We start from the raw sequence: 25,644 nt of genomic DNA, 5'->3' as shown, positions 1-25,644 counted from the left end.
CCGAATATCTTCATTGTCGACCCAAGGCTCTTGCGGGCGAGGCTTCTGCTGCCAGAAGACGTTTATTATTGTATGCGTAACCGGATTCTACACAGCGTAAATAGGGTTGTCTGCCCTCTCTATAAAATCCGCCTTTTTCGCATCGGTGCAAGGGGTTTGTTGCACAGGTAAATCCCCACCAGCACCAACCCGCCGCCCAGGCACATGCTCAACGTCAGTTGCTCGCCGAGCAGCAGCGCGCCGAGCACCACCGCGGTCAGCGGATTCAGGGCAATGAACACGCCGGATCGGGTCGCGCCGATTTTGCGGATGCCATCGTAGTAGCCGATGTAAGCCAGCGCCGAGCCGAACACGCCGAGGTAAATCAGGCTCAGCCATTGTGGCGTTCCGAGGCTGATCAAGGCTGCTCCGCTGACCTCGCCACGCAACATTGCCAGCGCCCACAGCATCGCGCTGCCGATCAACACGGAAAAGGTCACGGTCTGCAGCGGGCCGATGGATTGGTTCAGCCCCCGGGAAAACAGCGAGTAAACACCCCAGCTCAACACGCAGCCAAAAATCAATAGATCACCGATCCACGCATCGGGTGTCACGGCAAGTAATTGCGGGTTACGGCTGACAATCACCAGGCCGGCGCCCGCGATGCAGAGCGCGATACCGGCGACTTTCGCCCGCCCCAGGCGCTCCTTGAACAACGCCCACGAGGCCAGACCGATCACGGCCGGGTTCAACGCGACAATCAACGAAGCCCGTGAAGCGTTGATGTACTGCAAGCCATAAAAGAAGCACAGGTTGTAGAAGAAAATGCCGAAGAGCCCCAGCAAAGTCAGTTGCAGCCATTGCCGGGGCGTCGGTCGCGCCAGCGGGATACGCGCTATCCACAGAAATCCGAGCAGCGCCACGCTGGCGAGCAGGAAGCGCAGGCTGGCGGCGAGTAACGGGCTGAGGCTGCCCGCCAGAAAACGCCCGGCGACAAAGGTCCCGCCCCAAATCATGGTCACCGCTGCCAGCGTCAGGTAAACCGACCGGTCGGAGGCCGTTATGTGGATTTGCTCAAGGTTGCGCATGACGTTCCAAACGAAAGAAGTTGAAGGATGGCGTATCATTCCCCTCATGCCCTCTCATCGTAAAATGAGCAAACACTCATGACCCTCACACAACTGGAGATCTTCTCGCTGGTCGCCGAACTGCGCGGATTTACCCTCGCTGCCCATCGTCTGGGGATTTCGCAGTCGGCGATATCCCACGCGATGAAGTCGCTGGAGCAGGAGTTGGGCGTGGAGTTGTTGCGGCGGCACCAGTCGCAGGTGGAGCTCACCGATATCGGCGAGCAACTGCTGCAGCGCGCAAGGGCCATGCTCGGTCTGGCCAACACCCTGCGCCAGGAAGCGGCCGATGCGCGAGGCATGAAAACCGGCACGTTGCGTATCGGCTCATTCGGCCCGACGTCATCGATCAAGTTGCTGCCGAAGATTCTGCAGCGCTATCGCGAAGTGCATCCGGGCATTGAAGTGCACATTGATGAGGGACCGGACCGGCAGGTGCTGCAGTGGCTGGAGGAGCGGCGAATCGACATCGGTTTTGTGGTGTTGCCCGAGGAGCGCTTCGACACTTTTGCTCTGGTCGAAGACCAGATGGTTGCCCTGCTCCCGCTCGATCACCCATTGGCCGCACGTGCGGCGCTGAGCCTCCAGGATTTGAGTGCCGACCCCTTTGTGCTGACCGAGGCCGGGTCATCGGAACTGGTTTCACGTCTGTTCACTGCCGCGCGCCTGCAACCGAACATTCGCTACCGCTGCTCGCAATTGCTCAGTACGCTGGACGTCGTCAGCCGGGGCGATGCCATCACCGTCGTCGCCGAAGGCTCATTGCCGGACGATCCAGCGCCGCGTTACCTGAGGAAACCGCTGTTGCCGGCGGTACAACGCCTGATCGGCCTCGCTGTTCTCGATCAGCGTCAGGCTTCGCCCGCCACGCGGGCATTTATCGAACTCGCCACGCAGATCAACCAGCCGTGAGCGGCACAAGCGCCAACGGCCATCTATCATCCCTTCTGACTTCGCTGTTTTTCACCGGTGCGCCGTTGCCAGGCCTGCATTCGAGAGTTCCACCCCATCGCGACAGGATGCGCCAATGCCCTTGACCGTCAGACCCCGCCGCAAACGCAGCGTACGCATTTTTGTGAGCCTGCTTTGTGGTGTTTTGCCCGTCCTGCTAGGCGGCGGGATTCTGTATCTGCAAGCCGGACGCGCCTTGCAACAGAGCACACAAAATACTGCCGAGGAGGCGTTGCGCCAGTTTGAACTGATGCTCGACAACACCGCCCAGGCCGCCAGTGAATTGTTGCCATTGGCTGGCCAGCCCTGCGACAGCGTAAAACTGGCCTTGCGTGAACAGGTGACGCGTCGCCCCTTCGTGCGCTCGACCAATCTGGTGTGGGACAACAATCTCTATTGCAGCTCGCTGTTCGGGGAGTTCAAGGAGGCCGTGAACCCGGGCGACTATGCGCAGGGCAAACTGTGGTTGATGAATGGCAACCCCGTCACGCCCAACACCGCGCTGCTGGTGTATCGGCTCAGCGAAGGTCGCGGTGGCGCGCTGACCACCCTCGATGGTTATCACCTGAGCAACATCCTGCGACTGATCGGCCGGCAGACGCTGCTGTTGCTGCAAGTCGGCGATAACTGGCTGTCCGTCGATGGCAAGGTGCATCAAGGCGCCCTGCCGCCGTTGCCGGTGGCGCAAAGCATGCTCGCGTCTTCGCGCTATGCCTTCAGTGTCAGTGCCGGCTTCCCGCAGGGACAAACGTGGCGCTACATGGCCGGCGAATACCCGCCGCTGTTCAGCCTGCTGATGTTTTTCGGGGTGATTGCGGGCGCTATCGCCCACGTCCTGCAACGGCGCGCCACCTCGCCCAGCCATGAAATGCTGCGCGCGCTGGAGGCGGGCGAATTCATTCCCTACTTCCAGCCGGTGGTGCATGGCGACAGCCGGAAATGGTCCGGTGCTGAAGTGCTGATGCGCTGGAATCACCCCAAGGAAGGTCTCGTGCGTCCGGACCTGTTCATTCCGTTTGCCGAACATTCAGGCCTGATCGTGCCCATGACCCGCTCGCTGATGCAGCAGACTGCCGCCCTGCTCGGTCCATTGTCGGCGGACTTCGACAAACCGTTCCACATCGGCATCAACATCACCGCCAGCCACTGCCAGGATCTGCAACTGGTTGAAGACTGTCGCAAGTTTCTCGCCGTATTTGCCCCCGGCAGTATCAATCTGGTGCTGGAGCTGACCGAGCGCGAGCTGATTGAGCCAACCGATATCACGCACCAGTTGTTCGAGCAGTTGCACACGCTGGGGGTGATGATCGCCATCGACGACTTCGGTACCGGCCATTCAAGCCTGGGCTACCTGCGGACATTCAATGTCGATTTTCTCAAGATCGACCAGAGTTTCGTCGCGATGATCGGCATTGATGCGCTATCGCGGCATATTCTGGACACGATTATCGAACTCTCGGCCAAGCTCGATCTGGGTATTGTTGCCGAAGGTGTAGAAACTCCGGCACAGGCTGACTATCTGACCGCACACCACGTCAACTTCCTGCAGGGCTATCTGTTCGGAAAACCCATGCCCGGCGCTGACTTCATCGATGCATTAAGTCACCATTAACTAAAAATAAATTAAGCCCGGTGCTGCGACCGGACGCACCAAATTGATACAAAACACCACTGTTGTTACATGACGACAAGATCAGGATTTACTCTTGGCGCATTAACTACTACAATTTTTTCAGCCTGTGCAAGATTGGCAGGCGAGCCATTATCACCGAGTCGCTTCAAGGCTCTTGGCTTATAGCTTTGTTTGCGGTTGGTATCAGCCAAACACACTATTGGAGTAAAGATATTGTCCAGACTCGCTGAATTTCGTGCAGCTGAAAAGGCCCTTCAGGAACAGCTCAAGCAGTTGGAATCGCTGAAGAACGATGCCGGGCTCAAGAAAGAAATCGAATTCGAAGAAAAGCTCCAGGGGCTGATGAAAACCTATGGCAAAGGCCTGAAAGATATCATCGCCATCCTCGATCCGAACCCATCCAAGTCCGGCCTGCAAGTATCTGCCGCACCGAAAACCCGCCGCGCTCGCGTGGTCAAGGTCTATCACAACCCGCACACCGGTGAACTGATCGAAACCAAGGGCGGCAACCACCGCGGCCTGAAAGCCTGGAAGGAACAGTACGGTGCTGCCACCGTCGATTCCTGGTTGCGCGGTTAATCTTGCGTCAATAAACAAGCCCTGCTGTATGCAGGGCTTTTTTTTCGACAATATCTAACAAAAGCAACGATTTCCCCCGCGCTAGTTATCAATTCGCTTTAACACCCACAAGACGTGAGGCCAAACAATTTGCGCCGGGATGTTGCAGCTGTAACCGCTGCTAAACTTTGTGCTTAATTCCTTCGGGTATCTAATCCTGCCAGAGAGCGAACAGCCACTTAAAGTTTCAAGCTGTTTCTCACCGCTTCTATTTCTTCAGTGCTGGCCTTATAAACCTCCGCCCGACCCGCGCAGGAAAGTACATAAGCCTTACCCGCCGAGGCCGCAGCGACCAATGTTTGCGACAACACATGTCGGCCGTTTTCAGTGATCGTGCAGGTGGTTTCCAGCGCAGCCAAAGAGCCGAGCGTCGCCGGGTGCACCTTGTTGCAAACACTTTGGTAGCCGCCCTGGAAGAAGTCTTTCTGAATAGACTTGCGCATTTCCAGCAGGACACCCTGCACATTGACCTGATGGCCTGCCTCAACCTGGCTCATGGTCAACTCCATCACCATCACCTGATTGCCGTCAGCATCGTTTTTCACCGCGCGCTGGCGCGAAACCTGAGGGGCTTGATCAGGCAGCGCCTCCACTTCCCAGCCTGCAGGCCAGGTGATACCGGGCTGATCCGCCAGCGCCGGAACGGCAAGCAGCGATGAGAAAAGGCAAACGAACAGCGCTTTGAACGGTCGGATCATTACCAGAGGCACTCGCAGATTGAGCAGCAAAGTCTGAGGCCCGGCAGCCCACAGAGCAAGCCGCGCATTCGGTTTGGCGATGTCGCCCCGCATGCGTATCATTGCGCCCATTCACTCGCCCCATTGTTACGGAGGGCCTATGAGCCTGCACGAACTGAACACTTTCCCCGGCGTCACCGCCACTCCAGACAGCGCAACCCGCAACTTCGTCTTCAACCACACCATGCTGCGTGTGAAGGACATCACCAAGTCGCTGGACTTCTACACTCGCGTCCTGGGTTTCTCGCTGGTCGAGAAGCGTGATTTCCCGGAAGCCGAATTCAGCCTGTACTTCCTCGCGCTGGTCGACAAGGCACAGATCCCGGCCGACGCCGCTGCTCGCACCGAGTGGATGAAGTCGATTCCCGGCATTCTGGAACTGACCCACAACCACGGCACCGAAAACGACGCCGACTTCGCCTACCACAACGGCAATACCGACCCACGCGGGTTCGGTCATATCTGCATCTCGGTGCCGGACATCGTTGCCGCGTGCGCACGTTTTGAAGAGCTGGGCTGTGATTTCCAGAAGCGCCTGACCGATGGCCGCATGAAAAGCCTGGCGTTCATCAAGGACCCGGATGGCTACTGGGTTGAAATCATTCAGCCTGCGCCGCTGTAACTGACCACAAATTTCTCCTGTAGGAATGAGCCTGCTCGCGATAGCGGTGTGTCAGGCCATGATGTTTTGAATGTGCAGCCGCCATCGCGAGCAGGCTCACTCCTACAATTGGATTGTGTCAGGCATAAAAAACCCATGAGCGATCATGGGTTTTTTTCATTTCAGCGGCTAACGTTTACGCCGGCGCCGAAGTGCGGATCAAGTGATCGAACGCGCTGAGGGAAGCCTTGGCGCCCTCGCCCACCGCAATCACGATCTGCTTGTACGGCACAGTCGTCACGTCGCCGGCCGCGAAGATCCCCGGGATCGACGTCTCGCCACGGTTGTCGACGATGATTTCACCGCGCGGCGACAGCTCGATGGTGCCCTTGAGCCAGTCGGTGTTTGGCAGCAGACCGATCTGCACGAAAATCCCTTCCAGTTCGACGCTACGCAGTTCGTCAGTATTGCGATCCTTGTAGCGCAGGCCGTTGACCTTCTCGCCATTGCCAGTGACTTCAGTGGTTTGCGCACTGGTGATCACGGTGACGTTCGGCAGGCTGTGCAGTTTGCGTTGCAGTACCGCGTCGGCACGCAGTTGCACGTCGAACTCCAGCAGCGTCACGTGGGAAACGATACCGGCCAGGTCGATGGCCGCTTCCACGCCGGAGTTACCGCCACCGATCACCGCCACACGCTTGCCTTTGAACAGCGGACCGTCGCAGTGCGGGCAGTACGCCACGCCCTTGTTACGGTATTCCTGTTCGCCCGGCACGTTCATTTCACGCCAGCGTGCGCCAGTCGCCAGGATCACGCTCTTGGCTTTCAGGGTCGCACCGCTGGCGAAGTGGACTTCGTGCAGCTCGCCGTTTTTGCCAGGAATCAGCTTGTCGGCGCGTTGCAGGTTCATGATGTCGACGTCGTACTGCTTGACGTGTTCTTCCAGCGCCGTGGCCAGTTTCGGGCCTTCGGTTTCCTGCACGGAAATGAAGTTTTCGATGGCCATGGTGTCCAGCACCTGACCGCCGAAGCGCTCAGCCGCAACACCGGTGCGGATGCCCTTACGTGCCGCATAAATCGCAGCCGAAGCACCGGCCGGGCCACCGCCGACCACCAGCACGTCAAAAGCTTCTTTCGCGCTGATTTTCTCGGCCTGACGCTCGATGGCGCCGGTGTCGAGTTTGGCGAGGATTTCTTCCAGGCCCATACGGCCCTGGCCGAAGTTTTCACCGTTGAGGTAGATGCTCGGCACGGCCATGATCTTGCGATCGTTGACTTCGTCCTGGAACAACGCGCCGTCAATGGCGACGTGACGGATATTCGGATTGAGCACCGCCATCAGGTTCAACGCCTGAACCACATCCGGGCAGTTCTGGCACGACAGCGAGAAGTAGGTTTCGAAGCTGAACTCACCTTTGAGCGAGCGGATCTGTTCGATCACGTCGGCACTGGCTTTCGATGGGTGGCCGCCGACTTGCAACAGGGCCAGCACCAACGATGTGAATTCATGGCCCATCGGGATGCCGGCGAAACGCAGGCTGATGTCGGCACCTGGGCGATTGATCGAGAACGACGGCTTGCGGGCATCGGTGCCGCTATCGATCAAAGTAATCTGGCTCGAAAGACCGGCAACGTCTTTGAGCAGGTCAAGCATTTCCCGGGATTTCGCACCGTCGTCGAGGGAAGCAACGATCTCGATCGGCTGGGTGACCCGTTCCAGGTACGATTTCAACTGGGCTTTAAGATTGGCGTCCAACATACGGGCGATCTCCTGTGTCTTTATTTGAGGCGAAAAAAAGCCCGAGCGAATCTCGCCCGGGCTTTTTCAATGGGCGGTGCAGCTTACTGAAGTAGGTGCGGAGTCCCGCCCTGTGTTGCGTGTCTCACAGACTCAGATCTTGCCGACCAGGTCCAGGGACGGAGCCAGAGTGGCCTCGCCTTCTTTCCATTTGGCTGGGCAAACTTCGCCTGGGTGAGCAGCAACGTACTGAGCAGCCTTGATCTTGCGCAGCAGCTCGGAAGCGTCACGGCCAACGCCGCCATCGTTCAGTTCAACGATTTTGATCTGGCCTTCAGGGTTGATCACGAAGGTGCCACGGTCAGCCAGGCCAGCTTCTTCGATCAGCACGTCGAAGTTGCGGGAGATGACGTGGGTCGGGTCGCCGATCATGGTGTATTCGATTTTGCCGATGGCTGGCGAAGTGTTGTGCCAGGCAGCGTGGGCAAAGTGGGTGTCGGTCGAAACGCTGTAGATTTCCACGCCCAGTTTCTGGAACGCAGCGTAGTTGTCGGCCAGGTCTTCCAGCTCGGTTGGGCACACGAAAGTGAAGTCGGCTGGGTAGAAGAACACTACGGACCATTTGCCTTTCAGGTCAGCGTCCGAGACTTGTACGAAGTCGCCGTTTTTGAACGCGGTAGCTTTGAACGGTTTTACTTGGCTGTTGATGATAGGCATTGATGACTCTCCGTCAGGGTTGTGAATTCGATGGGTGAATCCTACCCACTCACTCGACGGATGGCTCATTGGCAAACCTGATGCTGCTGATTTGTTTTCGCTATTAGCAGACAGTATTAATAGAAGAAAACCATATCTACGACGAAGCCGGCTTATCCGTAATCCGAGCCATCCCGTGAAAGGGGCTGGCTTCAACATAGCGCATGGCTGACTTCATATCCTTCCAGCCGACGTAACTCATCAGCGATTTCAAATCCCAACCGCTTTGGTGCGCCCAGGTAGCGAAGCCGCGACGCAGGGAATGGCTGGTGTAGCGCTCGGCCGGGATGCCGGCGCGCTCCAGCGCCTGACGCAGCAGCGGAATGATGCTGTTGGCGTGCAAGCCCTCCTCGCTCAGATGGCCCCAGCGGTCAACGCCGCGAAACACCGGGCCGCGCACCAGCGCTGCCTCGGTGATCCAGTCGATATAAGCCTGCACCGGGCACAGCTTGAGCAACGCCGGCGCCTGATACGTCTGCCCGAGGTTGTCGCGATCGCCCTTGCTGCGTGGCAAATACAGGGTGATGCCGCTGCCGGCGTGCGCCTGCACATGCTCGATCTGCAGACGACAAAGCTCATCGCTGCGAAAGCCACGCCAGAAGCCCAGCAAGATCAGCGCCCGATCGCGATAGGCCTTGAGCAGTTGCGGGCGATCCTGATTTTTTCTGGCGTTGCTGGCTTCCTGCTCCAGCCAGTCGACCACTTGTTGCAGATCGTGCAGCTGCAACGGTTCGGCCTGTTTTTCCTGCGCCGGATGCAGTGCGCGAATGCCTTTGAACACTTTGCGCACCACCGGCGCCTTAGTCGGATCGGCAAAACCCTGACTGTTGTGCCACTGCGCCAGCGCCGACAAGCGCAGCTTCAGGGTATTGATCGACAGCACGCCGGCATGCTCGACCAGATACCGCGCCACGCTGTCAGCGGTTGCCGGCAGGAAACCGCCCCATTTCACTTCGAAATGCTCGATCGCAGAACGATAGCTGCGGCGGGTGTTGTCACGGGTGGCGGCTTGCAGATAGCGATCGATCTCGCTCATGGGCAGTGTTCTCGCAGGCGTACTGATTGCTGGATGAAAAAACCGATTCAGGGGTCTGACATTGGGTAATACCAGTATATCCCGCCTGTGAAAAATCAAGCATTTAACTTTATTTTCAGCGTGGTACACTGCGTACTTTAGTGGCATGTACCACAGTACGTAATGGTAGGAGTTCACATGGCCCGTGGTGGCGTAAACAAAGCAGTGGTGCAGATCGCGCGCGCAGCGATTCTGGCCCGAGGCGAACACCCCAGCATCGATGCAGTACGCATCGAACTGGGCAACACCGGTTCGAAAACCACGATCCATCGCTATCTGAAAGAGCTGGATGACGGCAGCCAACCGGTCGAAGCGTCCGCGGAACCGATCAATGACGAACTGACCGCACTGGTCTCGCGTCTCGCCCAGCGCCTGAAAGAACAGGCGCAAGAGCCGATCGAACAAGCGCGCGAGCAGTTCGAAGAGCAGCGCGAAACCCTGGAAGCGGAACTCAAGCAGGTGCGCCAGGCACTTGAGCAACTGGAACAACAGCACGACATTCAAGGCGCGGCGCTGGCCAAGGAATCCGAAGCGCTAAAAGAAACCCGCTCGATGCTGCAGACCGAGCAAACCCGCAACGCCGGACTCAATCAGGCGCTGGCCGATTTCGAGTTGCGCCTGCAGGACAAGGACGAGCAGATCCGCTCGCTGGAAGAGAAACACCTGCACGCCCGTGATGCTCTGGAGCACTACCGCAACGCCACCAAAGAGCAGCGCGAGCAGGAGCAGGCCCGTCACGAAGGACAGCTGCAGCAGTTGCAGATGGAATTGCGCCAGGCGCAACAAAGTGCACTGGTGCGTCAGGACGAGATCACTCAGTTGCATCGCGACAACGAACGCCTGCTCACGGAAAACCGTGGCACTCAGCGCGAGCTGAGCCTTATGCAGGATCAGCTCAAGCACAGCAACCAGCGTCAGGATCAGTTGCTGGAACAAGCCACTCGCGTTGACAGCGAGCGCACCCTCCTCCAGGAACGCCTGCGCGTGGCCCTGCTGGAAAGTCAGACGCTGAAACAGGATGCCGACGAACAGCGGCAGCTCAATCAGTCACTGGAAAAGGAACTGACCAAAACTCAGGCCAGCCTCGAGGAAAGCATGCGTCTGGCGGCTACCGTTGCGGCAGCGCCAGACACAGCCAAAGCGAAGGACGCTTAAGCGCCGACCGGCGTACGCATGGTGACGAACTCTTCGGCGGCCGTCGGGTGCACCCCGATCGTGTCGTCGAAGTCACGCTTGGTCGCGCCAGCCTTCAGCGCGATCGCCAGCCCCTGAACGATCTCTCCCGCGTCCGGGCCGACCATGTGGCAACCGAGGACTTTGTCGGTCTTGCCGTCGACCACCAGCTTCATCAGGGTTTTCTCCTGGCATTCGGTCAGCGTCAGCTTCATCGGGCGAAAGCGGCTCTCGTAAATCACCACCTCATGCCCCGCTTCCCGCGCCTCTTCTTCGGTCAAGCCGACAGTGCCGATGTTCGGCAGACTGAACACTGCCGTCGGGATCATCTTGTAATCCACCGGACGGTATTGCTCAGGCTTGAACAAGCGCCGCGCCACCGCCATGCCTTCGGCCAGTGCCACTGGCGTCAGTTGCACCCGACCGATCACATCACCCAGCGCCAGAATCGACGGTTCGCTGGTCTGGTATTGCTCGTCGACCTTGATGAAGCCCTTGTCGGTGAGCTGCACATCGGTGTTTTCCAGCCCCAGGTTGTCCAGCATCGGACGCCGGCCTGTGGCGTAGAACACGCAGTCGGCTTCCAGCACGCGGCCATCCTTGAGGGTTGCCTTGAGGCTGCCGTCTGGCTGTTTGTCGATGCGCGCGATGTCGGCGTTGAACTGCAGATCCATGCCGCGCTTGCTCAGCTCTTCCTGCAGATGCTTGCGCACCGAGCCATCGAAACCACGCAGGAACAGATCACCGCGATACAGCAGCGTGGTGTTCGCGCCCAGGCCATGGAAAATCCCGGCGAACTCGACCGCGATGTAACCACCACCGACCACCAGCACCCGTTTCGGCAGCTCTTTGAGGAAGAACGCCTGATTGGAGCTGATCGCGTGTTCGTGCCCCAGAATTTCCGGAATCTGCGGCCAGCCACCGGTGGCGATCAGAATGTTTTTCGCGGTGAAACGCTCACCGTTGACCTCGACCTCGTGCGGGCCGACGATCTTCGCGTGGGCCTCGTGCAGGGTCACGCCACTGTTGACCAGCAGGTTGCGATAAATGCCGTTGAGGCGATTGATCTCGCGATCCTTGTTGGCAATCAGGGTCGCCCAGTCGAAATTCGCTTCGCCCAGACTCCAGCCGAAACCGGACGACTGTTCGAAGTCCTCGGCGAAATGCGCGCCGTACACCAGCAGTTTCTTCGGCACGCAGCCGACGTTGACGCAGGTGCCGCCCAGGTAACGGCTCTCGGCTACTGCCACTTTCGCGCCGAAACCGGCAGCGAAGCGCGCCGCACGTACACCGCCGGAACCGGCACCAATCACATAAAGGTCAAAATCGTAGGCCATTGCTATCTCCTCGGCAGGCCAACAGCATACCCGCCGCCGTCCATTGGGCAAGCGCTGTGCACAGCTTTTCGCGCGGATCGGCGATCTCGGGAAACATCTCCAAATAACAATATTTCTTGTTTGTGACTAAATCGCCGGCCTGCACCTCGTCTTTGAACCAACGGATTTTTTCCCTCGAAGACAAGGAGTCGGCTGCGATGTTCGCGCCCATTACCCGTTCCATGACCCTGACTGTCGGCTTGTTCAGCATGGCGTTGAGTCCCGATCTGCTGGCTGAAACCGATCCTGAAACAGCGCCACAATCCGCCGCCCAGGCGCTGGAACTGGACGCCACCAGTGTCAGCGCCGAAGGCCTCGGCCTCAACACCGAAAACACTGATTCCTATACCACTGGCGCGATGAGCACCGCGACGCGGCTGAACCTGTCGATCAAGGAAACCCCGCAATCGGTGTCGGTGGTCACGCGCCAGCAAATGGATGATTTCAAGCTCGGTACATTATCCGAAGCCATGCGCCAGACCACCGGAATCGTCGTGCAGCACAACGATTCGGATCGGGTCAGCTATTCGGCGCGTGGCTACCCGATCAACAATTTCCAGATCGACGGGATGCTCAATACCTTCGGGCGCATGAAGTCGGATTCGGACACCATCATCTACGATCGCATCGAAGTCGTACGCGGCGCCACCGGCCTGACCACAGGTGCCGGCGATCCTTCAGCGACGATCAACATGGTGCGCAAACGCCCGACTGCCCAATGGCAGGCCTTGGCCGGGGTCAGCGGTGGCAGTTACGACAATTACTACAGCTATGTCGATGTCGGCGGGCCGCTGGCCTTCGATGGTCGGCTGCGCGGGCGCACGGTGCTGGCCTATCGCGACAGCCAGTCGTTCCGCGACAAATACGCGCTGCAACGCGAGGTCGGCTACGGCATTCTCGAAGCTGACCTGACCGACTCCACCGTGCTTGCCGTCGGCTACGACTATCAGGACAAGCAGGTTCAGGGCACCTCCTGGGGCACCGTGCCGTACTGGAACGCCGACGGCAGCAAGGCCGGCCTCGGGCGGTCGACGAACATGGCGACGTCCTGGAGTTCCTGGCCGCTGAAGGACAAGACCGCGTTCGTCACCCTTGACCAGCAACTGGGTTACGGCTGGAAGCTGAAGGCCGCCTACACCCACCGCGAAAGCGATACCGACGGCAAGGTCTATTACGGCGGCGCCGGTTATCCCGAAGCCGACCGCAGCGGCATGACGGCCTACATGGGACACATGCTCGGCACGCAGAAAATGGCCGTCTACGACTTCAACCTGTCAGGGCCGTACCAGTTGTTCGGCCGCGAACACGAGATGATGTTCGGCTATGGCGAGGCGGAAAACCGCTCCACCTCACCCTACGCCTTCAACAGTCCCCAAGCCGCCGACTACAGCAAGATCCGCGACTGGAAATACATGGGCGATATCGGCAAATTCGCCGACACCGTTACCAGCCTGCCGGGTTCGCGTGGCATCACCCGGCAGAAAGCCGGTTATCTCGCCACCCGTTTGAGCCTGACCGATGAGCTGCATGCGGTACTCGGCAGCCGCTATGGCAGTTGGGATGAATCCAGCACCGATTACTACTATGACGCGCAGCAAAAACTGACCAGCACCGATGCCACCCATCAACGCCAGAATGATATCTGGACACCCTACGCCGGCCTGCTTTACGACCTGACGCCGGAGTACACGGTTTACGCCAGCTACACCGACATTTTCAAACCGCAGAGTAGCCGCGACAGCAACCGCAATTACCTCGATCCGGTGGTTGGCAGCAACTACGAAGTCGGGCTCAAGGGCAGCCTACTCGACGAACGCCTGAACCTGGCGACGGCAGTGTTCTGGAGCAAGCAGGACAACGTCGCCGAGCGCGACAACTCGGTACCGCCAGACCCGGTGAGCGGCGAGGAGTTTTTCAAGTCCGGCGGCAAGGGTAACAAGGTCAATGGCTTCGAGGCCGAAGTGTCCGGGGAAATTCTCAGCGGCTGGAACATGACCGCCGGCTACACCTACACCCACTCAGTCGACGGCGAAAAACAGCGCAGCAACACCGCTCAACCACTGAACATGCTGCGGCTGTCCACGGCCTATCGCCTGCCGGGCAACTGGCACGCATTGACCGTCGGTGGCGCGGTGAACTGGCAGAGTGACGTCTATGGCGCGGCCAACCGCCCGGTCGGGCGCGGCGCCAATGGCCGGATCATCACCGAGCGGTCGCGGATCAATCAGGAGGCCTACACCGTGGTCAGGCTGATGTCGCGCTATGAATTCGACAGGCATCTATCGGCGTCGATCAACGTCGATAACCTGTTCGACAAGAAGTATTACGACAACGTCGGCTTCTACAACGGCGTGTACTGGGGCGACCCGCGCACAGTGACGCTGAGCCTGGACTGGAAACTCTGAGCGCACCGGTCCAACAAAACCCCTGTAGTGAGGGGATTCATCCCCGATGGGTCGCGAAGCGGCCCACTCGCAAGGTGACGCGCAATGCGTCACCAAATCCCCTCACTACTGCTGTTAACCCCGAGTTAATTCCCCGACGGGAAACTGTGCCCCGAGATCTGCTTCATGGACGAACGGCTCCCACGTTTTTCAGTAGGAGGCACCATGAAAACCACTACCGTCATTCTCGCCGGGCTCCTCGCCCTCGGTTCCGCCAGCGCCTTTGCCGAGGGCGGCGCCGAACGCATGCGGCATTACTACGACAACTTCCCGGTCCACCACGCGCCAAGCGAACAGCCGACCGACAGCAAAGCCACGGAACTGAAGGTTCCGGACGATCAGACCGCGCAAGTCACCGAGACTTATCGCAACTGATTCACCGAGCAACCGATGGACCTCCGATGGCTCCGCTCTGGCCTCGGAGACGACAGTTGGGCGCCCTGTCCGGGGCGCCTTTTTTTATGCCTGCAGATCCTTGATCCAGAACAGCATGCGGCCATGTTCCGGGTCGAACATGCCGGGGGCGAAGCCGAACTTGCGGTAGGAGTTCTGTGCCACCTCGTTGCCTTCGAGCACTTCCAGGGTGATCTTGCAGCAGCCGCGCTGGCGGGAAATCTCCTCGACCTTGCGCAGCATTTTCTGGCTCAGGCCGAGGCCGCGAAATTTCGAAATCACCGCCACGTCATGGACGTTGACCAGCGGCTTGCAGGCAAACGTCGAGAAGCCTTCAAAGCAGTTCACCAGCCCCGCCGGCTCACCACCGACGAACGCCAGCACGCTGAACGCGTGAGGCCTGCGGGCCAGTTCTTCAGGCAGGCGGCGCAGCAGCTCGGGGTCAAGCGAATGGCCGCCGCCCATGGGATCTTCTGCGTAGTGATTGAGCACGATGCCGATGGCCTCGGCATGCACTGGATTGCTGTAACTGGCTTGCAGCACAAGAATTTCTGCGGAATCCATTTCCATCCCCGATCATGGCCCCGGCGTGCAAGGTGCGCACCTGAAAGGCTGCTCGACCTTACCGCGAGGATGTTGCGGGCCACAACCCGAGAATTCAAAAGATCGTCGGATCACTGTTTTCAGGCGACGCCACAATACTTGTAGGAGCTGCCGCAGGCTGCGATCTTTTGACTTTCAAACATCAATGTCCCCAGATCAACTCTTCCGTCCACCCCAGCTCGGCAAAATCCTGAGCACGCAACCCGCTCTCACCGACGCAGAAAAACTCATCCAGTTGCGGCGGTTTTACCGAGGTCGCGCTGAGCATCGCATGCACCTGCCCCCGGTGATGGATCTGATGCTCGAACAGGTGCGACAGCATACGCAGGCGACTGTCATGCTGCGGCGTTTCCCGGGCGATGGTGACGATCCGCCCCAGATCGGCATCGCGCAGTTGTTCGCAATAAGCGATCAACCGGCGGTCAACCTGCGCCTGCTCTTCACGCAGCGCTGCGGCCTCGCTGAACGGTTCGTCATGGTTGAAAAACACATAGCAGTCGGGATGCGGCTCGTCACCGCGCAACTCGCGTTCCAGTGCGTCAACGTAAAACCAGTCGCACGTCAGGATGTGATTGAGGGTGAGGCGGATACTCGGAAAAAAGCTCACTCGTGGCGCCGCCAGCTCAGTGGCGTCGAGCTGATTCCAGGCTTTGCCGAGGCGATGATTGGCCCACGCGTTCTGGTAGGCCATGGTCAGTAAATGATGCGACAGCGGTTGGCTCATACTCGCGCCCTCTTCGCTCAGGATTCGGCAAAACGCTGCAACTGCATCTCCTGCAACCGGCTGAGGGTACGCCGGAACGGGAACTCCAGATAACCCTCGGTGTACAGCGCGTCCATCGGCACCTGCGCCTCAATGTACAGCGGGACTTTACGGTCGTAGCACTCGTCGACCAAGGCAATAAAACGACGCACGCCGTCGTCGTGCACCGACAGTTGCGGCAACTCACGGTCACCGGCCACCACCTGCGCCGAGCCGTCCTCCGTGCCGCGAGCGATGCGCCCTTCGCGTTTCTGCGCGCTGAGGTTCGGCACGTCGCTCAACAGAATAGACCGATAGCTGTCGCACAGTGCGATGAAATCCATCGCGGCAAACGGTTGCTCGCAGAGATCGGCGTAGCGGCACCAGAGCACCGATTCGCTTGCTTGCACCACGTTCAATATGCGATGGCCGACGGGTACCGGCTCCGCGCTGGCGGGCTGCCCGGCGTTGAGCGACTGGAACACTTGCTGCAGCGCACTGTCCTGCCCCGGCGTCGCGACAAAATACCGCTGCAGACCCGCGCCCGGATGCAGGCGATGATCCTCGGCGCCGTTCACCGCCACCACTTGCATATGCGCCTTGATCGCGGCAATCGCCGGGACAAACCGGTCGCGGTTGAAGCCATCGGCATACAGTTCATCCGGCGGCAGGTTGGAGGTGCAGACCACCACCACGCCTTCGTCGAACATCACCTGAAACAGCCGACCGAGGATGATCGCGTCGCCGATGTCATTGACGAACAACTCATCGAAACACAGCACCCGCACTTCCGCCGCAAGCTCCTTGGCCAGCGCCCGCAGCGGATCGGCGATCCCGGTCAACTGGAACGAGCGCTGGTGCACCCAGCCCATGAAATGATGAAAGTGCTGCCGTCGGGCCGGTACCCGCAGGCTCTGATAGAACTGATCCATCAACCAGGTCTTGCCGCGCCCGACCGGGCCCCACAAGTACACGCCGGTGACCGAACGGGCGCCGGCGTGCAAGGCTTCATGGCATTTTTGCAAGGCCCAGACCGCATGCTCCTGGGCTTCATCCTGGATGAAACCCTTGTGCTCGATCGCGTGCTGCCAGGCGCTTAAAGGGGAGTCGAAAGTCATGCGCGGCAGTATGCCACGAAGCAGGGAAATACTGCCCTGCCAGGAACTGCCTGAAACACAGATCCCCGTGGGAGCGGGCTTGCTCGCGAAGGCGTCAAGTCAGCCAACATCATCGTTGAATGACACACCGCTTTCGTGAGCAAGCCCACTCCCACATGGGTTTTGTGGGGGGCAAAGATCGACTGTATATCTCGCGACCTCAAAACAGCGTGCAGCAACTGCCTGGAATACAACCTCCTGTGGGAGCGGGCTTGCTCGCGAAGGCGTCAAGTCAGCCAACATCATCGTTGAATGACAAACCGCTTTCGTGAGCAAGCCCACTCCCACATGGGCTTTGTGAGGGGCAAAGATCGACTGTATATCTCGCGACCTCAAAACAGCGTGCAGCAACTGCCTGGAATACAACCTCCGTGGGAGCGGGCTTGCTCGCGAAGGCGTCAAGTCAGCCAACATCACCGTCGAATGACACACCGCTTTCGTGAGCAAGCCCACTCCCACATGGGTTCTGTGGGGGGGCAAAGATCGATTGTATATCTCGCGACCTCAAAACAGCGTGCAGCAACTGCCTGGAATACAACCTCCTGTGGGAGCGGGCTTGCTCGCGAAGGCGTCAAGTCAGCCAACATCATCGTTGAATGACACACCGCTTTCGTGAGCAAGCCCACTCCCACATGGGTTTTGTGGGGGGCAAAGATCGACTGTATATCTCGCGACCTCAAAACAGCGTGCAGCAACTGCCTGGAATACAACCTCCTGTGGGAGCGGGCTTGCTCGCGAAGGCGTCAAGTCAGCCAAAATCATCGTTGAATGACACACCGCTTTCGTGAGCAAGCCCACTCCCACATGGGTTTTGTGGGGGCAAAAATCGACTGTATATCTCGCGACCTCAAAACAGCGTGCAGCAACTGCCTGGAATACAACCTCCTGTGGGAGCGGGCTTGCTCGCGAAGGCGTCAAGTCAGCCAACATCACCGTCGAATGACACACCGCTTTCGTGAGCAAGCCCACTCCCACATGGGTTTTGTGGGGGGCAAAGATCGACTGTATATCTCGCGACCTCAAAACAGCGTGCAGCAACTGCCTGGAATACAACCTCCTGTGGGAGCGGGCTTGCTCGCGAAGGCGTCAAGTCAGCCAACATCATCGTTGAATGACACACCGCTTTCGTGAGCAAGTCCACTCCCACATTGGCTTTGTGGTGTTTTAAAGGTCAACTTTGTGTCGGGCGGCATAGAGGCAGAGCATTTCCATCGCCAGGGTTGCCGCTGCCAGTGACGTCACGTCCGCATGGTCATAAGCCGGCGCCACTTCCACCACATCCATGCCCACCAGATTGATTCCGCGCAAACCGCCGAGGATTTCCAGCGCCTGCAGCGTGCTCAACCCGCCACACACCGGAGTGCCAGTGCCCGGGGCAAAGGCCGGATCCAGGCAATCGATATCAAACGTCAGGTACACCGGGTGATCACCGACCCGCGCGCGAATCGCCTCGACAATCGCCTCGCAGCCACGCCGATGCACCTGGCGGGCGTCGAGCACGGCAAAGCCCTGATGATCGTCATTGGTGGTGCGCAAACCGATCTGCACCGAGCGCGCCGGATCTACCAGCCCTTCCCTGGCCGCGTGCCAGAACATGGTGCCGTGATCGACACGTTTGCCGCCCTCGTCCGGCCAGGTGTCGCTGTGCGCATCGAAGTGGATCAGCGACAGCGCGCCGTGTTTGCGCGCATGGGCCTTGAGCAGCGGATAGGTGATGAAGTGGTCGCCGCCAAACGTCAGCATCGCGCTGCCGGCATCAAGAATGCGCTCGGCGTGGGCCTCGATGCTTTCCGGGATGGTGTGCGGCGAGCCGTAATCGAAGTCGCAATCGCCGTAGTCGATCACCGCCAGATGATCGAACGGGTCGAACGCCCACGGCCAGTGGCGCTCCCAGGCGATCCCGGTGGACGCGGCGCGGATCCCCCGTGGCCCGAAGCGTGCGCCCGGGCGGTTGCTGGTGGCGGTGTCGAACGGAACCCCGCTGACCGCCACGTCGACGCCGCGCAGATCACGGCTGTAGCGGCGACGCATGAAACTGGTGATCCCGGCGTAGGTGCTTTCGGCACTGGTGCCGTACAGGCTGTCGCGGGTCAGGGCTTGGTCGTTGAGCATCGGCACGTCCATCGGTGTGCTCCCTTTGTTATTGATGGCTACGGAAAGTGGTCCACAGACGCGTGCGCTGACGCATGTCCTTGAGGCTCATGCTGCGGTCGGCGTACAAGCGCTCGCGCATTTCGGCGGGCGGGTAAATGTCCGGATCATTGCGCACGGCTTCGTCCACCAGCGGCGTCGCGGCCTGATTGGCGGTGGCGAAAAACAGCGTGTTGGTCAGATCGGCGACGGACTCGGGACGCAGCATGAATTCGATGAACGTGCGCGCCGCTTGCGGGTTCGGCGCGTCCTTGGGAATGGCCAGATTGTCCTGCCAGATCAGCGTGCCCTCGCGCGGAATCCGGTAGGCGACTTCGTAGGCTTTGTTGGCCTTGTGCGCCTGATCGGCAGCCATGCTCACGTCGCCGTTGTAGGTCAGCGCCAGGCACACGCTGCCATTGGCCAGATCGTTGATCTGCCGGCCGGTGGCGACGTACAACACCGACGGCTGGAGTTTCTGCAACAAGGTTTCGGCGGCGGCCAGATCACTCTTGTCGGTGCTGTAGGGATCTTTACCGAGGTAGTGCAGCGCCAGACCAATGACTTCCTGCGGCGAATCGAGCACGGCAATCCCGCAGTCCTTGAGTTTGCTCGCGTACTCGGGCTTGAACAGCAGATCGAGGCTGTTCAGCGGCACGTCCGGCAAGCGCTTTTTCACCGCCTCGACGTTCAGCCCCAACCCGAGCGTGCCCCAGGTATAAGGCACGGCGTAGCGATTGCCGGGATCGACGGCGGCGAGTTTTTCCAGCAGATCGGGATCAAGGTTGGCGTAGCCCTTGAGGCCTTGATGCGGGATTTCCTTCAACGCGCCCGCTGCCAAACCCCGGGCCAGTACGCTGGACGACGGCACCACCACGTCATAACCGCTGCCGCCGGTCAGCAGTTTGGTTTCCAGCACCTCGGAGGTATCGAAGGTGTCGTAGCGCACATGAATACCGGTCTCCTGCTCGAAACGCTGCAGGGTTTGCGCCGGCACGTAATCGGCCCAACTGTAGAGATTGAGGGATTTGTCCTCGGCCTGGGCATTGAGGGCCACGGACAGCAACAGCGCGGGAAAACACAGTTTGGACACGGGAGCCATGACGAACACCTGACCGGAGGAAGTGGTGGCAGGATGCGCCGTCGGATACATTGCAGAAATATCAAGCTTGTTAACCTGACTTTATCCCGGAGTAATGTAATGCTCGGTCAGCTTCACGACCTCGATTTGCAGTTGCTGCGCCTGTTTGTGCGGGTCGTGGAATGTGGCGGCTTCAGCGCGGCGCAAGGTGAACTGGGCCTGAGCCAGTCGAGTATCAGCCAGCAAATGGCCAAACTGGAAACCCGTCTCGGCTATCGCCTGTGCAGTCGGGGCAAGGGCGGTTTCAGTGTGACGCCCAAGGGTGAGCAACTGCTGATCGCGATTCGCGCACTGTTCCAGTCCATCGAGACGTTCCGGCATCAATCCAACGGCGTTGCCGGACGGTTGATCGGTGAAGTGCGGCTGGGCTTGTCCGAGGCGGTTGATCAGTCGGTGCTACTGCGTGTGGCGGATGCGATCAGGCGCTTCCGCGAGCGCGATGAGTCGGTGCGCATCGAGTTGATCAGCGCGATGCCCGGTGAAATGGAGCGCCTGTTGCTGCAACAGCGGCTGGACCTGGCCATTGGTTATTTCTCCCAGGTGCAGAGCGCTTTCGATTACCGCGAGCTGTTCCGGGAAACCCAGCATTTGTATTGCGCGCAGGGGCATCCGCTGTTCAGCGTCGATGCGCCGGATGACGCGGCGTTGCAGGCCTGCGACCGGGTGGATCATCCGTATCGGTTCATGCGCACGGGCGAGCCGTTTCCGGACAAGCGCTTTTCCGCGCGTTCGGAGCAGGTCGAAGGCACCCTCGCTTTCATTCTTTCCGGCAAGCATGTGGATTATCTGCCCGATCACTACGCGCGGGTCTGGGAGGACAAGGGCTTGCTACGCGCGTTGCGGCCTGGGGAGTTGAGTTTCGAAGTGGCGTTTCATCTGGCCCGGCATCGCGCGCAGGTGCCGGGGGATGCGCAGAAGGCGTTTGAAGAGGATTTGCTCAGCGCGTTTACATGACTTCTAAGCTTTTGTGGCGAGGGAGCTTGCTCCCGCTGGGGTGCGAAGCAGCCCTCTGCATTATCCAGTCAATAGTGTTTTACGACTGCTACGCAGCCGAACGGGAGCAAGCTCCCTCGCCACAACAATGTGTGGCAGGGTGCGCGGATTACCGCCAACACCAATAAAACCTGACCTTTCAGGCAATTTTTGCTCGTTGCCCTCGCCGTCCTCTTCCGGCATCCTGCGCCTCCATTTTCTGACCCGGCCCCGCCTCGCGGCGCGCAAAACACCATGACCGCCTCTGAAAAAGTCCCGCGCAACAACGATCTGCTCTACGGCCTCAACGACCGTCCACACCTCACCGCCACCGTCTTCGCCGCGCTGCAACACGTGCTGGCGAGCTTCGTCGGCATCATCACCCCGACCCTGATCATGGGCGGCGCCCTCGGCCTGCAAAGCGAAATTCCGTACCTGATCAGCATGGCGCTGTTCGTCTCGGGCTTGGGTACGTTCGTTCAAGCCAAGCGTTTCGGCCCGGTCGGTTCCGGTCTGCTTTGCCTGCAAGGCACCAGTTTTTCCTTTATCAGCGTGATTCTCAGCGCCGGGTTCATGGTCAAGGCCCGGGGTGGCGGTACCGATGAAATTCTCTCGACAATTTTCGGCGTGTGCTTTTTCGCCGCGTTCATCGAAGTGGTGCTCAGTCAGTTCATCGGCAAACTGCGGATGCTGATCACCCCGGTGGTCACCGGCACCATCATCACCCTGATGGGCCTGTCGCTGATCAAAGTGGCGATGACCGACATTGCCGGCGGTTTCGGCGCACCCGATCTGGGCGCCGCCAGCCATGTGTTTCTGGCCGCGCTGGTGATCGGCACTATCGTTGTGCTGAACCGCGTCGACGTGCCGTTCCTGCGCCTGGGCGCTATCGTCATCGGCCTGACCCTCGGCTATGTGGTCGCCTGGCTGATGGGCACGGTGGATTTCGCCTCGATGCCCGAAGTGCCGCTGGTCAGCGTGCCGGTGCCGTTCAAGTACGGCTTCAATTTCGACTGGGTGGCGTTCGTTCCGGTGGCGGTGATCTTCCTGGTTTCGCCGCTGGAAGCGGCCGGTGACCTGACCGCCAACTCGATGATCTCGCGGCAACCGGTCAAGGGCCCGCTGTACATCCGCCGAATCAAATCCGGTCTGCTCGCCGATGGCCTCAACTCGGCGATGGCAGCGGTGTTCAACAGCATGCCGATGGTCACGTTCGCGCAGAACAACGGTGTGATCCAGTTGACTGGCGTGGCCAGCCGCTACGTGGCGTTCTTCATCGCCGGCCTGCTGGTGCTGCTGGGGCTGTTCCCGATGATCGGCGCGGTGCTGCAACTGATGCCCAAACCGGTGCTCGGTGGCGCTGAACTGGTGATGTTCGGCACCGTGGCCGTGGCCGGGATCAAGATCCTCGCCGAGGCTGGCCTGCATCGGCGCAACATGTTGATCGTGGCGATCTCCGTGGGCATGGGCCTGGGCATCGCCGCCGTGCCGGAAGTGCTGCGCGAGTTGCCGCAAGCGCTGCGTAACATCTTCGAATCGCCGATCACCGTCGGTGCGTTGTGCGCTATCGTGCTGAATATCTTCCTGCCGGAAGAATTCATTGAGCTGGAAGAAGACGATTTCGATCCGGAAGCGTCGATTCTGCAGGTCATGGAAAACCCCGATCTGCCGGCCAAAGCTGAACCTGCAACGGCAGCGGCGGTCGCACAGTTGAACCGCTGACGCTGCGCCATGAAAAAAGGGCTGAGCCGGCAACGGTTCAGCCCTTTTTCGTTGAGAGACTGTTTATGCGCCGCGCCCACGCCGTCATCCTGTCCCTGCTGCTGTTGTCCCTGAGCGCCTGCGCGCTGTTTCCTAACCGAGATCCGGTGAACATCAACGTGGTCGGCCTCGAACCGTTGCCGAGCCAGGATCTGGAAGTGCGTTTCGCGATCAAGTTGCGGGTGCAGAACCCCAATGAAACGGCCATCGATTACAACGGCATCGCTCTGGATCTGGAGGTCAATGGCCGTCCACTGGCCTCGGGCGTCAGCGATCAGGTCGGCTCGATCCCGCGCTTTTCGGAAACCGTGGTCAGCGTGCCGGTCAGCGTGTCCGCGTTCTCGGTGTTACGCCAGACCCTTGGCCTGAGCCAGACACAAACCCTCGACAACCTGCCTTACGTGCTGCGCGGCAAACTCGCGGGCGGGGTGTTCGGCACCATGCGTTTTGTCGACAGCGGCAAGCTGAGTTTGCCAAAGGCCACTTCCGCGACCTGGTAACCCACTTAACTGTAGGAGTGAGCCTGCTCGCGATAGCATCGTGTCAGTCAATAAAGGTATTGGCTGATCTGGCGCTATCGCGAGCAGGCTCACTCCTACAGGTCGGTGCGCGAGTTATGCGGTGAAACGCACGCCGGGTTTGGCCCGCTCATCGACACTCAGCTCAAACACATCCGGCCGCGCATAGTGGCCAACCACGTCATAGTCGTACCGCGCCCGCACCAGCTCATCAGTATCGATCTCAGCCGTCAGCAACCCGGCCTCGCCACGCAAAGGCCCCGCCAGCACATCGCCCATCGGCCCGACAATCACACTGCCGCCGGCAATCAGCGGACGATCCGCCGGCCAGTTGGCAATTTCCACACCCAACTCGTTCGGCGAGGCCTGCACCTGACAGGCACTGACCACAAAGCAGCGGCCCTCATGGGCAATGTGGCGCATGCTGACCTGCCACATCTCGCGCTCGTCCACGGTCGGCGCGCACCAGACTTCAATGCCTTTGGCGTACATCGCCGTGCGCAGCAGCGGCATCATGTTTTCCCAGCACACCACCGCACCGAGTTTGCCGACCTGTGTGTCGAGCACCGGCAGCGTCGAGCCATCGCCCTTGCCCCAGATCAGCCGTTCGGTGCCGGTCGGCATCAGTTTGCGATGCTTGGCCACCAGCCCTGCCTGCGGATCGAAATACAGCGCCGTGCAATACAACGTGCTGCCGGCGCGCTCGATCACACCGATCACCAGATTGGCCCCGGTGCGCGCCGACAAACCGGCCAGTGCTTCGGTTTCTGCTCCCGGCACGTCAATGGCGTTGGCGAAGTAGCGGGCGTAGGCCTCACGCCCCTCGGGCAAGCGATAGCCCAACTGCGTGCCGAAGCCCTCGCCTTTCGGATAACCGCCAAGCAACGCTTCAGGCATCACCACCAAAGCCGCGCCGGACTCGCTGATCATGTCTTCCCAACTGAGGATCTGTTCCAGGGTTTCACCCTTGCCACCGGGCAAGGCGCCGATCTGCAGGGCGGCGACGATTGATTTGGGCATTGCGGTCACTCCATCGGGTTCAATTGTTGCCGATTCTGCGGCGGCGCGGGATCATGAATAAAGACCGACTCACTGCTGAATGATATGAGCCAAATGAATATCGCAACCGTCGACCTCAACCTGCTGAAAGTCTTCGAAGCCCTGCATGAGGAGTCCAGCGCCAGCCGTGCGGCGCTGCGTCTGGGCGTGACGCAATCGGCGGTCAGCGCAGCATTGCGTCGATTGCGTGAGATGTATGGCGATCAATTGTTCGTACGCACCGGTCGCGGATTGGCGCCAACACTTAAGGCCAATCAACTGAAACCGGTGGTCAGTGAAGCGCTGAATAAATGTCGGCAGAGCCTGGCGATGGTCGACCCCGAGGCACATCACTATGACGGCCGCTCAGTCACCATAGGCCTGTCGGATGATTTTGAAATTGCCTATGGCCGACGCCTGATCGATGCCATCGCTCGCAGCGCGCCCAAACTGCGGCTGATCTTCCGCCAGACCCACAGCCAGATTGTCGCCCGCGCCCTGATGGAGCGCAGCATCGACCTGGCGATCACCGCCGGTGGATTCGCCGAGCGTCTGCTCAGCCGTCAGGTGTTGGGTGAAGGGGATTATGCGTGTCTGGTCGATCCGGGCAGTCTGGCGCCCGGCCAACAGCGCATCGATTTGCCGGAGTTCGTCGCCCGCGAGCACATTCTGGTGTCCTCGGGCGGTTTTATCGGCATCACCGATGAAGGCCTCGCGGCGCTGGGCCTGAGCCGGCGGGTCTGCGCCTCGACCACGCACTTTGCCGCCCTGCCGCATCTGCTCAAGGGCAGCGGCGCGGTAGCAACCATCCCGACCCATGCCGCTCAGGCCATTGCCGAGCTCAGCGGACTGGTGCTGCTGCCCTGCCCGCTGGCGTTGCCGCGTTACCCGATCGAACTGGGCTGGCGCACCAGCACGCAGATCGATCCGGTGGAGATCAAGGTGCGTGAGGCAATTGTCGGGTGTTTCAACGCGGACTGA

General features: G+C 59.8%; 24 protein-coding genes. 11 read left to right on the top strand and 13 right to left on the bottom strand.

What is annotated here, in order from left to right:
• Positions 1 to 119 precede the first annotated feature (119 nt).
• Positions 120 to 1,067, bottom strand: a complete 948-nt coding sequence (locus tag ACS4NR_RS07435; RefSeq protein ID WP_456019556.1) for a DMT family transporter — start codon at positions 1,065 to 1,067, stop codon at positions 120 to 122.
• A gap of 78 nt (positions 1,068 to 1,145) precedes the next feature.
• Here ACS4NR_RS07435 and ACS4NR_RS07430 point away from each other — a divergent pair, with 78 nt between their 5' ends.
• The 3 genes from ACS4NR_RS07430 to ACS4NR_RS07420 all read left to right on the top strand — a co-directional run bounded on the left by ACS4NR_RS07430 (position 1,146) and on the right by ACS4NR_RS07420 (position 4,269).
• Positions 1,146 to 2,018: a LysR family transcriptional regulator gene (locus ACS4NR_RS07430; RefSeq protein ID WP_456019555.1), complete on the top strand. Its 873-nt coding sequence runs from the start codon at positions 1,146 to 1,148 to the stop codon at positions 2,016 to 2,018.
• 115 nt (positions 2,019 to 2,133) lie between these two features.
• Entirely contained in the window at positions 2,134 to 3,669 is a 1,536-nt protein-coding gene (locus ACS4NR_RS07425) for an EAL domain-containing protein (protein ID WP_204894711.1), read from the top strand.
• A gap of 234 nt (positions 3,670 to 3,903) precedes the next feature.
• Positions 3,904 to 4,269, top strand: coding sequence for a histone-like nucleoid-structuring protein, MvaT/MvaU family (locus tag ACS4NR_RS07420; RefSeq protein ID WP_095135678.1), 366 nt, complete (start codon positions 3,904 to 3,906; stop codon positions 4,267 to 4,269).
• 218 nt (positions 4,270 to 4,487) lie between these two features.
• On the opposite strand, the gene ACS4NR_RS07415 is transcribed toward ACS4NR_RS07420, so the two are convergent.
• Positions 4,488 to 5,006 carry a DUF4946 domain-containing protein gene (locus ACS4NR_RS07415; RefSeq protein ID WP_456020371.1) on the bottom strand — a complete coding sequence of 173 codons (519 nt, stop codon included), beginning with the start codon at positions 5,004 to 5,006 and terminating at the stop codon, positions 4,488 to 4,490.
• A 139-nt stretch (positions 5,007 to 5,145) separates the two neighbouring features.
• On the opposite strand from ACS4NR_RS07415, the gene gloA reads away from it, so the two are divergent.
• The gene (gene gloA, locus ACS4NR_RS07410) at positions 5,146 to 5,667 is read left to right on the top strand and encodes a lactoylglutathione lyase (protein ID WP_007963339.1); all 522 of its coding nucleotides are present in this window, start codon (positions 5,146 to 5,148) and stop codon (positions 5,665 to 5,667) included.
• Between the two features lie 175 nt (positions 5,668 to 5,842).
• On the opposite strand, the gene ahpF is transcribed toward gloA, so the two are convergent.
• The 3 genes from ahpF to ACS4NR_RS07395 all read right to left on the bottom strand — a co-directional run bounded on the left by ahpF (position 5,843) and on the right by ACS4NR_RS07395 (position 9,176).
• A complete protein-coding gene (gene ahpF / locus ACS4NR_RS07405; protein WP_456019554.1) occupies positions 5,843 to 7,405 on the bottom strand; it encodes an alkyl hydroperoxide reductase subunit F in 1,563 nt (520 codons plus the stop codon).
• 132 nt (positions 7,406 to 7,537) lie between these two features.
• Positions 7,538 to 8,101, bottom strand: coding sequence for an alkyl hydroperoxide reductase subunit C (gene ahpC / locus ACS4NR_RS07400; protein ID WP_003224621.1), 564 nt, complete (start codon positions 8,099 to 8,101; stop codon positions 7,538 to 7,540).
• 136 nt (positions 8,102 to 8,237) lie between these two features.
• Positions 8,238 to 9,176, bottom strand: a complete 939-nt coding sequence (locus tag ACS4NR_RS07395; RefSeq protein WP_456019553.1) for a site-specific integrase — start codon at positions 9,174 to 9,176, stop codon at positions 8,238 to 8,240.
• 177 nt (positions 9,177 to 9,353) lie between these two features.
• On the opposite strand from ACS4NR_RS07395, the gene ACS4NR_RS07390 reads away from it, so the two are divergent.
• The gene (locus ACS4NR_RS07390; protein ID WP_456019552.1) at positions 9,354 to 10,370 is read left to right on the top strand and encodes a DNA-binding protein; all 1,017 of its coding nucleotides are present in this window, start codon (positions 9,354 to 9,356) and stop codon (positions 10,368 to 10,370) included.
• Here the strand turns inward: ACS4NR_RS07390 and gorA are convergent.
• Together gorA and ACS4NR_RS07380 are read right to left on the bottom strand one after the other, a co-directional pair.
• A complete protein-coding gene (gorA, locus tag ACS4NR_RS07385; protein WP_456019551.1) occupies positions 10,367 to 11,725 on the bottom strand; it encodes a glutathione-disulfide reductase in 1,359 nt (452 codons plus the stop codon). The two genes, ACS4NR_RS07390 and gorA, sit on opposite strands and share 4 nt — an antisense overlap.
• Positions 11,709 to 11,936: a hypothetical protein gene (locus ACS4NR_RS07380; protein WP_115984554.1), complete on the bottom strand. Its 228-nt coding sequence runs from the start codon at positions 11,934 to 11,936 to the stop codon at positions 11,709 to 11,711. The genes gorA and ACS4NR_RS07380 overlap by 17 nt, the downstream gene beginning before the upstream one ends.
• On the opposite strand from ACS4NR_RS07380, the gene ACS4NR_RS07375 reads away from it, so the two are divergent.
• Both ACS4NR_RS07375 and ACS4NR_RS07370 read left to right on the top strand, forming a co-directional pair.
• On the top strand, positions 11,923 to 14,169 hold the full coding sequence (locus ACS4NR_RS07375; protein WP_456019550.1) for a TonB-dependent siderophore receptor: 2,247 nt from the start codon (positions 11,923 to 11,925) through the stop codon (positions 14,167 to 14,169). The two genes, ACS4NR_RS07380 and ACS4NR_RS07375, sit on opposite strands and share 14 nt — an antisense overlap.
• A gap of 204 nt (positions 14,170 to 14,373) precedes the next feature.
• Positions 14,374 to 14,583: a hypothetical protein gene (locus ACS4NR_RS07370; protein ID WP_253151405.1), complete on the top strand. Its 210-nt coding sequence runs from the start codon at positions 14,374 to 14,376 to the stop codon at positions 14,581 to 14,583.
• Between the two features lie 84 nt (positions 14,584 to 14,667).
• Here ACS4NR_RS07370 and ACS4NR_RS07365 read toward each other — a convergent pair whose 3' ends face one another.
• From ACS4NR_RS07365 to ACS4NR_RS07345, 5 genes are all read right to left on the bottom strand, one after another.
• Positions 14,668 to 15,165, bottom strand: coding sequence for a GNAT family N-acetyltransferase (locus tag ACS4NR_RS07365; protein WP_095136747.1), 498 nt, complete (start codon positions 15,163 to 15,165; stop codon positions 14,668 to 14,670).
• Between the two features lie 181 nt (positions 15,166 to 15,346).
• Entirely contained in the window at positions 15,347 to 15,928 is a 582-nt protein-coding gene (locus ACS4NR_RS07360) for a DinB family protein (protein WP_456019549.1), read from the bottom strand.
• 17 nt (positions 15,929 to 15,945) lie between these two features.
• The gene (gene zapE / locus ACS4NR_RS07355; protein WP_456019548.1) at positions 15,946 to 17,064 is read right to left on the bottom strand and encodes a cell division protein ZapE; all 1,119 of its coding nucleotides are present in this window, start codon (positions 17,062 to 17,064) and stop codon (positions 15,946 to 15,948) included.
• Positions 17,065 to 18,267: 1,203 nt separating this feature from the next.
• Complete coding sequence (speB, locus tag ACS4NR_RS07350; RefSeq protein WP_456019547.1) at positions 18,268 to 19,227, bottom strand: agmatinase; 960 nt, start codon at positions 19,225 to 19,227, stop codon at positions 18,268 to 18,270.
• A 16-nt stretch (positions 19,228 to 19,243) separates the two neighbouring features.
• Complete coding sequence (locus tag ACS4NR_RS07345) at positions 19,244 to 20,335, bottom strand: polyamine ABC transporter substrate-binding protein (protein WP_456019546.1); 1,092 nt, start codon at positions 20,333 to 20,335, stop codon at positions 19,244 to 19,246.
• A gap of 99 nt (positions 20,336 to 20,434) precedes the next feature.
• Between ACS4NR_RS07345 and ACS4NR_RS07340 the strand changes: the two genes are divergently transcribed.
• The 3 genes from ACS4NR_RS07340 (at position 20,435) to ACS4NR_RS07330 (ending at position 23,607) form a co-directional block, all read left to right on the top strand.
• Positions 20,435 to 21,328 (top strand): LysR family transcriptional regulator, encoded by an 894-nt coding sequence (locus tag ACS4NR_RS07340; RefSeq protein ID WP_456019545.1) that lies wholly within the window; start codon positions 20,435 to 20,437, stop codon positions 21,326 to 21,328.
• A 273-nt stretch (positions 21,329 to 21,601) separates the two neighbouring features.
• On the top strand, positions 21,602 to 23,068 hold the full coding sequence (locus ACS4NR_RS07335) for a nucleobase:cation symporter-2 family protein (protein WP_095135642.1): 1,467 nt from the start codon (positions 21,602 to 21,604) through the stop codon (positions 23,066 to 23,068).
• A gap of 65 nt (positions 23,069 to 23,133) precedes the next feature.
• Positions 23,134 to 23,607, top strand: a complete 474-nt coding sequence (locus tag ACS4NR_RS07330) for an LEA type 2 family protein (RefSeq protein ID WP_095135640.1) — start codon at positions 23,134 to 23,136, stop codon at positions 23,605 to 23,607.
• Between the two features lie 114 nt (positions 23,608 to 23,721).
• Here ACS4NR_RS07330 and ACS4NR_RS07325 read toward each other — a convergent pair whose 3' ends face one another.
• The gene (locus ACS4NR_RS07325) at positions 23,722 to 24,645 is read right to left on the bottom strand and encodes a carbon-nitrogen hydrolase family protein (protein WP_166495677.1); all 924 of its coding nucleotides are present in this window, start codon (positions 24,643 to 24,645) and stop codon (positions 23,722 to 23,724) included.
• An 84-nt stretch (positions 24,646 to 24,729) separates the two neighbouring features.
• Between ACS4NR_RS07325 and ACS4NR_RS07320 the strand changes: the two genes are divergently transcribed.
• The gene (locus ACS4NR_RS07320) at positions 24,730 to 25,644 is read left to right on the top strand and encodes a LysR family transcriptional regulator (protein WP_456019544.1); all 915 of its coding nucleotides are present in this window, start codon (positions 24,730 to 24,732) and stop codon (positions 25,642 to 25,644) included.

It is taken from the genome of Pseudomonas sp. JQ36 (assembly GCF_053851495.1).
This window is presented reverse-complemented; position numbering and strand designations above follow the sequence as displayed.

Excerpts from the sequence above, each read along its gene's own strand:
- ahpC (WP_003224621.1), bottom strand. The coding sequence starts at position 8,101 with ATGCCTATCATCAACAGCCAAGTAAAACCGTTCAAAGCTACCGCGTTC.
- ACS4NR_RS07365 (WP_095136747.1), bottom strand. The coding sequence starts at position 15,165 with ATGGATTCCGCAGAAATTCTTGTGCTGCAAGCCAGTTACAGCAATCCA.
- speB (WP_456019547.1), bottom strand. The coding sequence starts at position 19,227 with ATGGACGTGCCGATGCTCAACGACCAAGCCCTGACCCGCGACAGCCTG.
- ACS4NR_RS07415 (WP_456020371.1), bottom strand. The coding sequence starts at position 5,006 with ATGATCCGACCGTTCAAAGCGCTGTTCGTTTGCCTTTTCTCATCGCTG.
- ACS4NR_RS07360 (WP_456019549.1), bottom strand. The coding sequence starts at position 15,928 with ATGAGCCAACCGCTGTCGCATCATTTACTGACCATGGCCTACCAGAAC.
- ACS4NR_RS07380 (WP_115984554.1), bottom strand. The coding sequence starts at position 11,936 with ATGGGCGCGAACATCGCAGCCGACTCCTTGTCTTCGAGGGAAAAAATC.
- ACS4NR_RS07425 (WP_204894711.1), top strand. The coding sequence starts at position 2,134 with ATGCCCTTGACCGTCAGACCCCGCCGCAAACGCAGCGTACGCATTTTT.
- ACS4NR_RS07435 (WP_456019556.1), bottom strand. The coding sequence starts at position 1,067 with ATGCGCAACCTTGAGCAAATCCACATAACGGCCTCCGACCGGTCGGTT.
- ahpF (WP_456019554.1), bottom strand. The coding sequence starts at position 7,405 with ATGTTGGACGCCAATCTTAAAGCCCAGTTGAAATCGTACCTGGAACGG.
- zapE (WP_456019548.1), bottom strand. The coding sequence starts at position 17,064 with ATGACTTTCGACTCCCCTTTAAGCGCCTGGCAGCACGCGATCGAGCAC.
- ACS4NR_RS07395 (WP_456019553.1), bottom strand. The coding sequence starts at position 9,176 with ATGAGCGAGATCGATCGCTATCTGCAAGCCGCCACCCGTGACAACACC.
- ACS4NR_RS07335 (WP_095135642.1), top strand. The coding sequence starts at position 21,602 with ATGACCGCCTCTGAAAAAGTCCCGCGCAACAACGATCTGCTCTACGGC.
- gloA (WP_007963339.1), top strand. The coding sequence starts at position 5,146 with ATGAGCCTGCACGAACTGAACACTTTCCCCGGCGTCACCGCCACTCCA.
- ACS4NR_RS07325 (WP_166495677.1), bottom strand. The coding sequence starts at position 24,645 with ATGCCCAAATCAATCGTCGCCGCCCTGCAGATCGGCGCCTTGCCCGGT.
- ACS4NR_RS07330 (WP_095135640.1), top strand. The coding sequence starts at position 23,134 with ATGCGCCGCGCCCACGCCGTCATCCTGTCCCTGCTGCTGTTGTCCCTG.
- ACS4NR_RS07370 (WP_253151405.1), top strand. The coding sequence starts at position 14,374 with ATGAAAACCACTACCGTCATTCTCGCCGGGCTCCTCGCCCTCGGTTCC.
- ACS4NR_RS07320 (WP_456019544.1), top strand. The coding sequence starts at position 24,730 with ATGAGCCAAATGAATATCGCAACCGTCGACCTCAACCTGCTGAAAGTC.
- ACS4NR_RS07375 (WP_456019550.1), top strand. The coding sequence starts at position 11,923 with ATGTTCGCGCCCATTACCCGTTCCATGACCCTGACTGTCGGCTTGTTC.
- ACS4NR_RS07390 (WP_456019552.1), top strand. The coding sequence starts at position 9,354 with ATGGCCCGTGGTGGCGTAAACAAAGCAGTGGTGCAGATCGCGCGCGCA.
- ACS4NR_RS07345 (WP_456019546.1), bottom strand. The coding sequence starts at position 20,335 with ATGGCTCCCGTGTCCAAACTGTGTTTTCCCGCGCTGTTGCTGTCCGTG.
- ACS4NR_RS07340 (WP_456019545.1), top strand. The coding sequence starts at position 20,435 with ATGCTCGGTCAGCTTCACGACCTCGATTTGCAGTTGCTGCGCCTGTTT.
- ACS4NR_RS07430 (WP_456019555.1), top strand. The coding sequence starts at position 1,146 with ATGACCCTCACACAACTGGAGATCTTCTCGCTGGTCGCCGAACTGCGC.
- gorA (WP_456019551.1), bottom strand. The coding sequence starts at position 11,725 with ATGGCCTACGATTTTGACCTTTATGTGATTGGTGCCGGTTCCGGCGGT.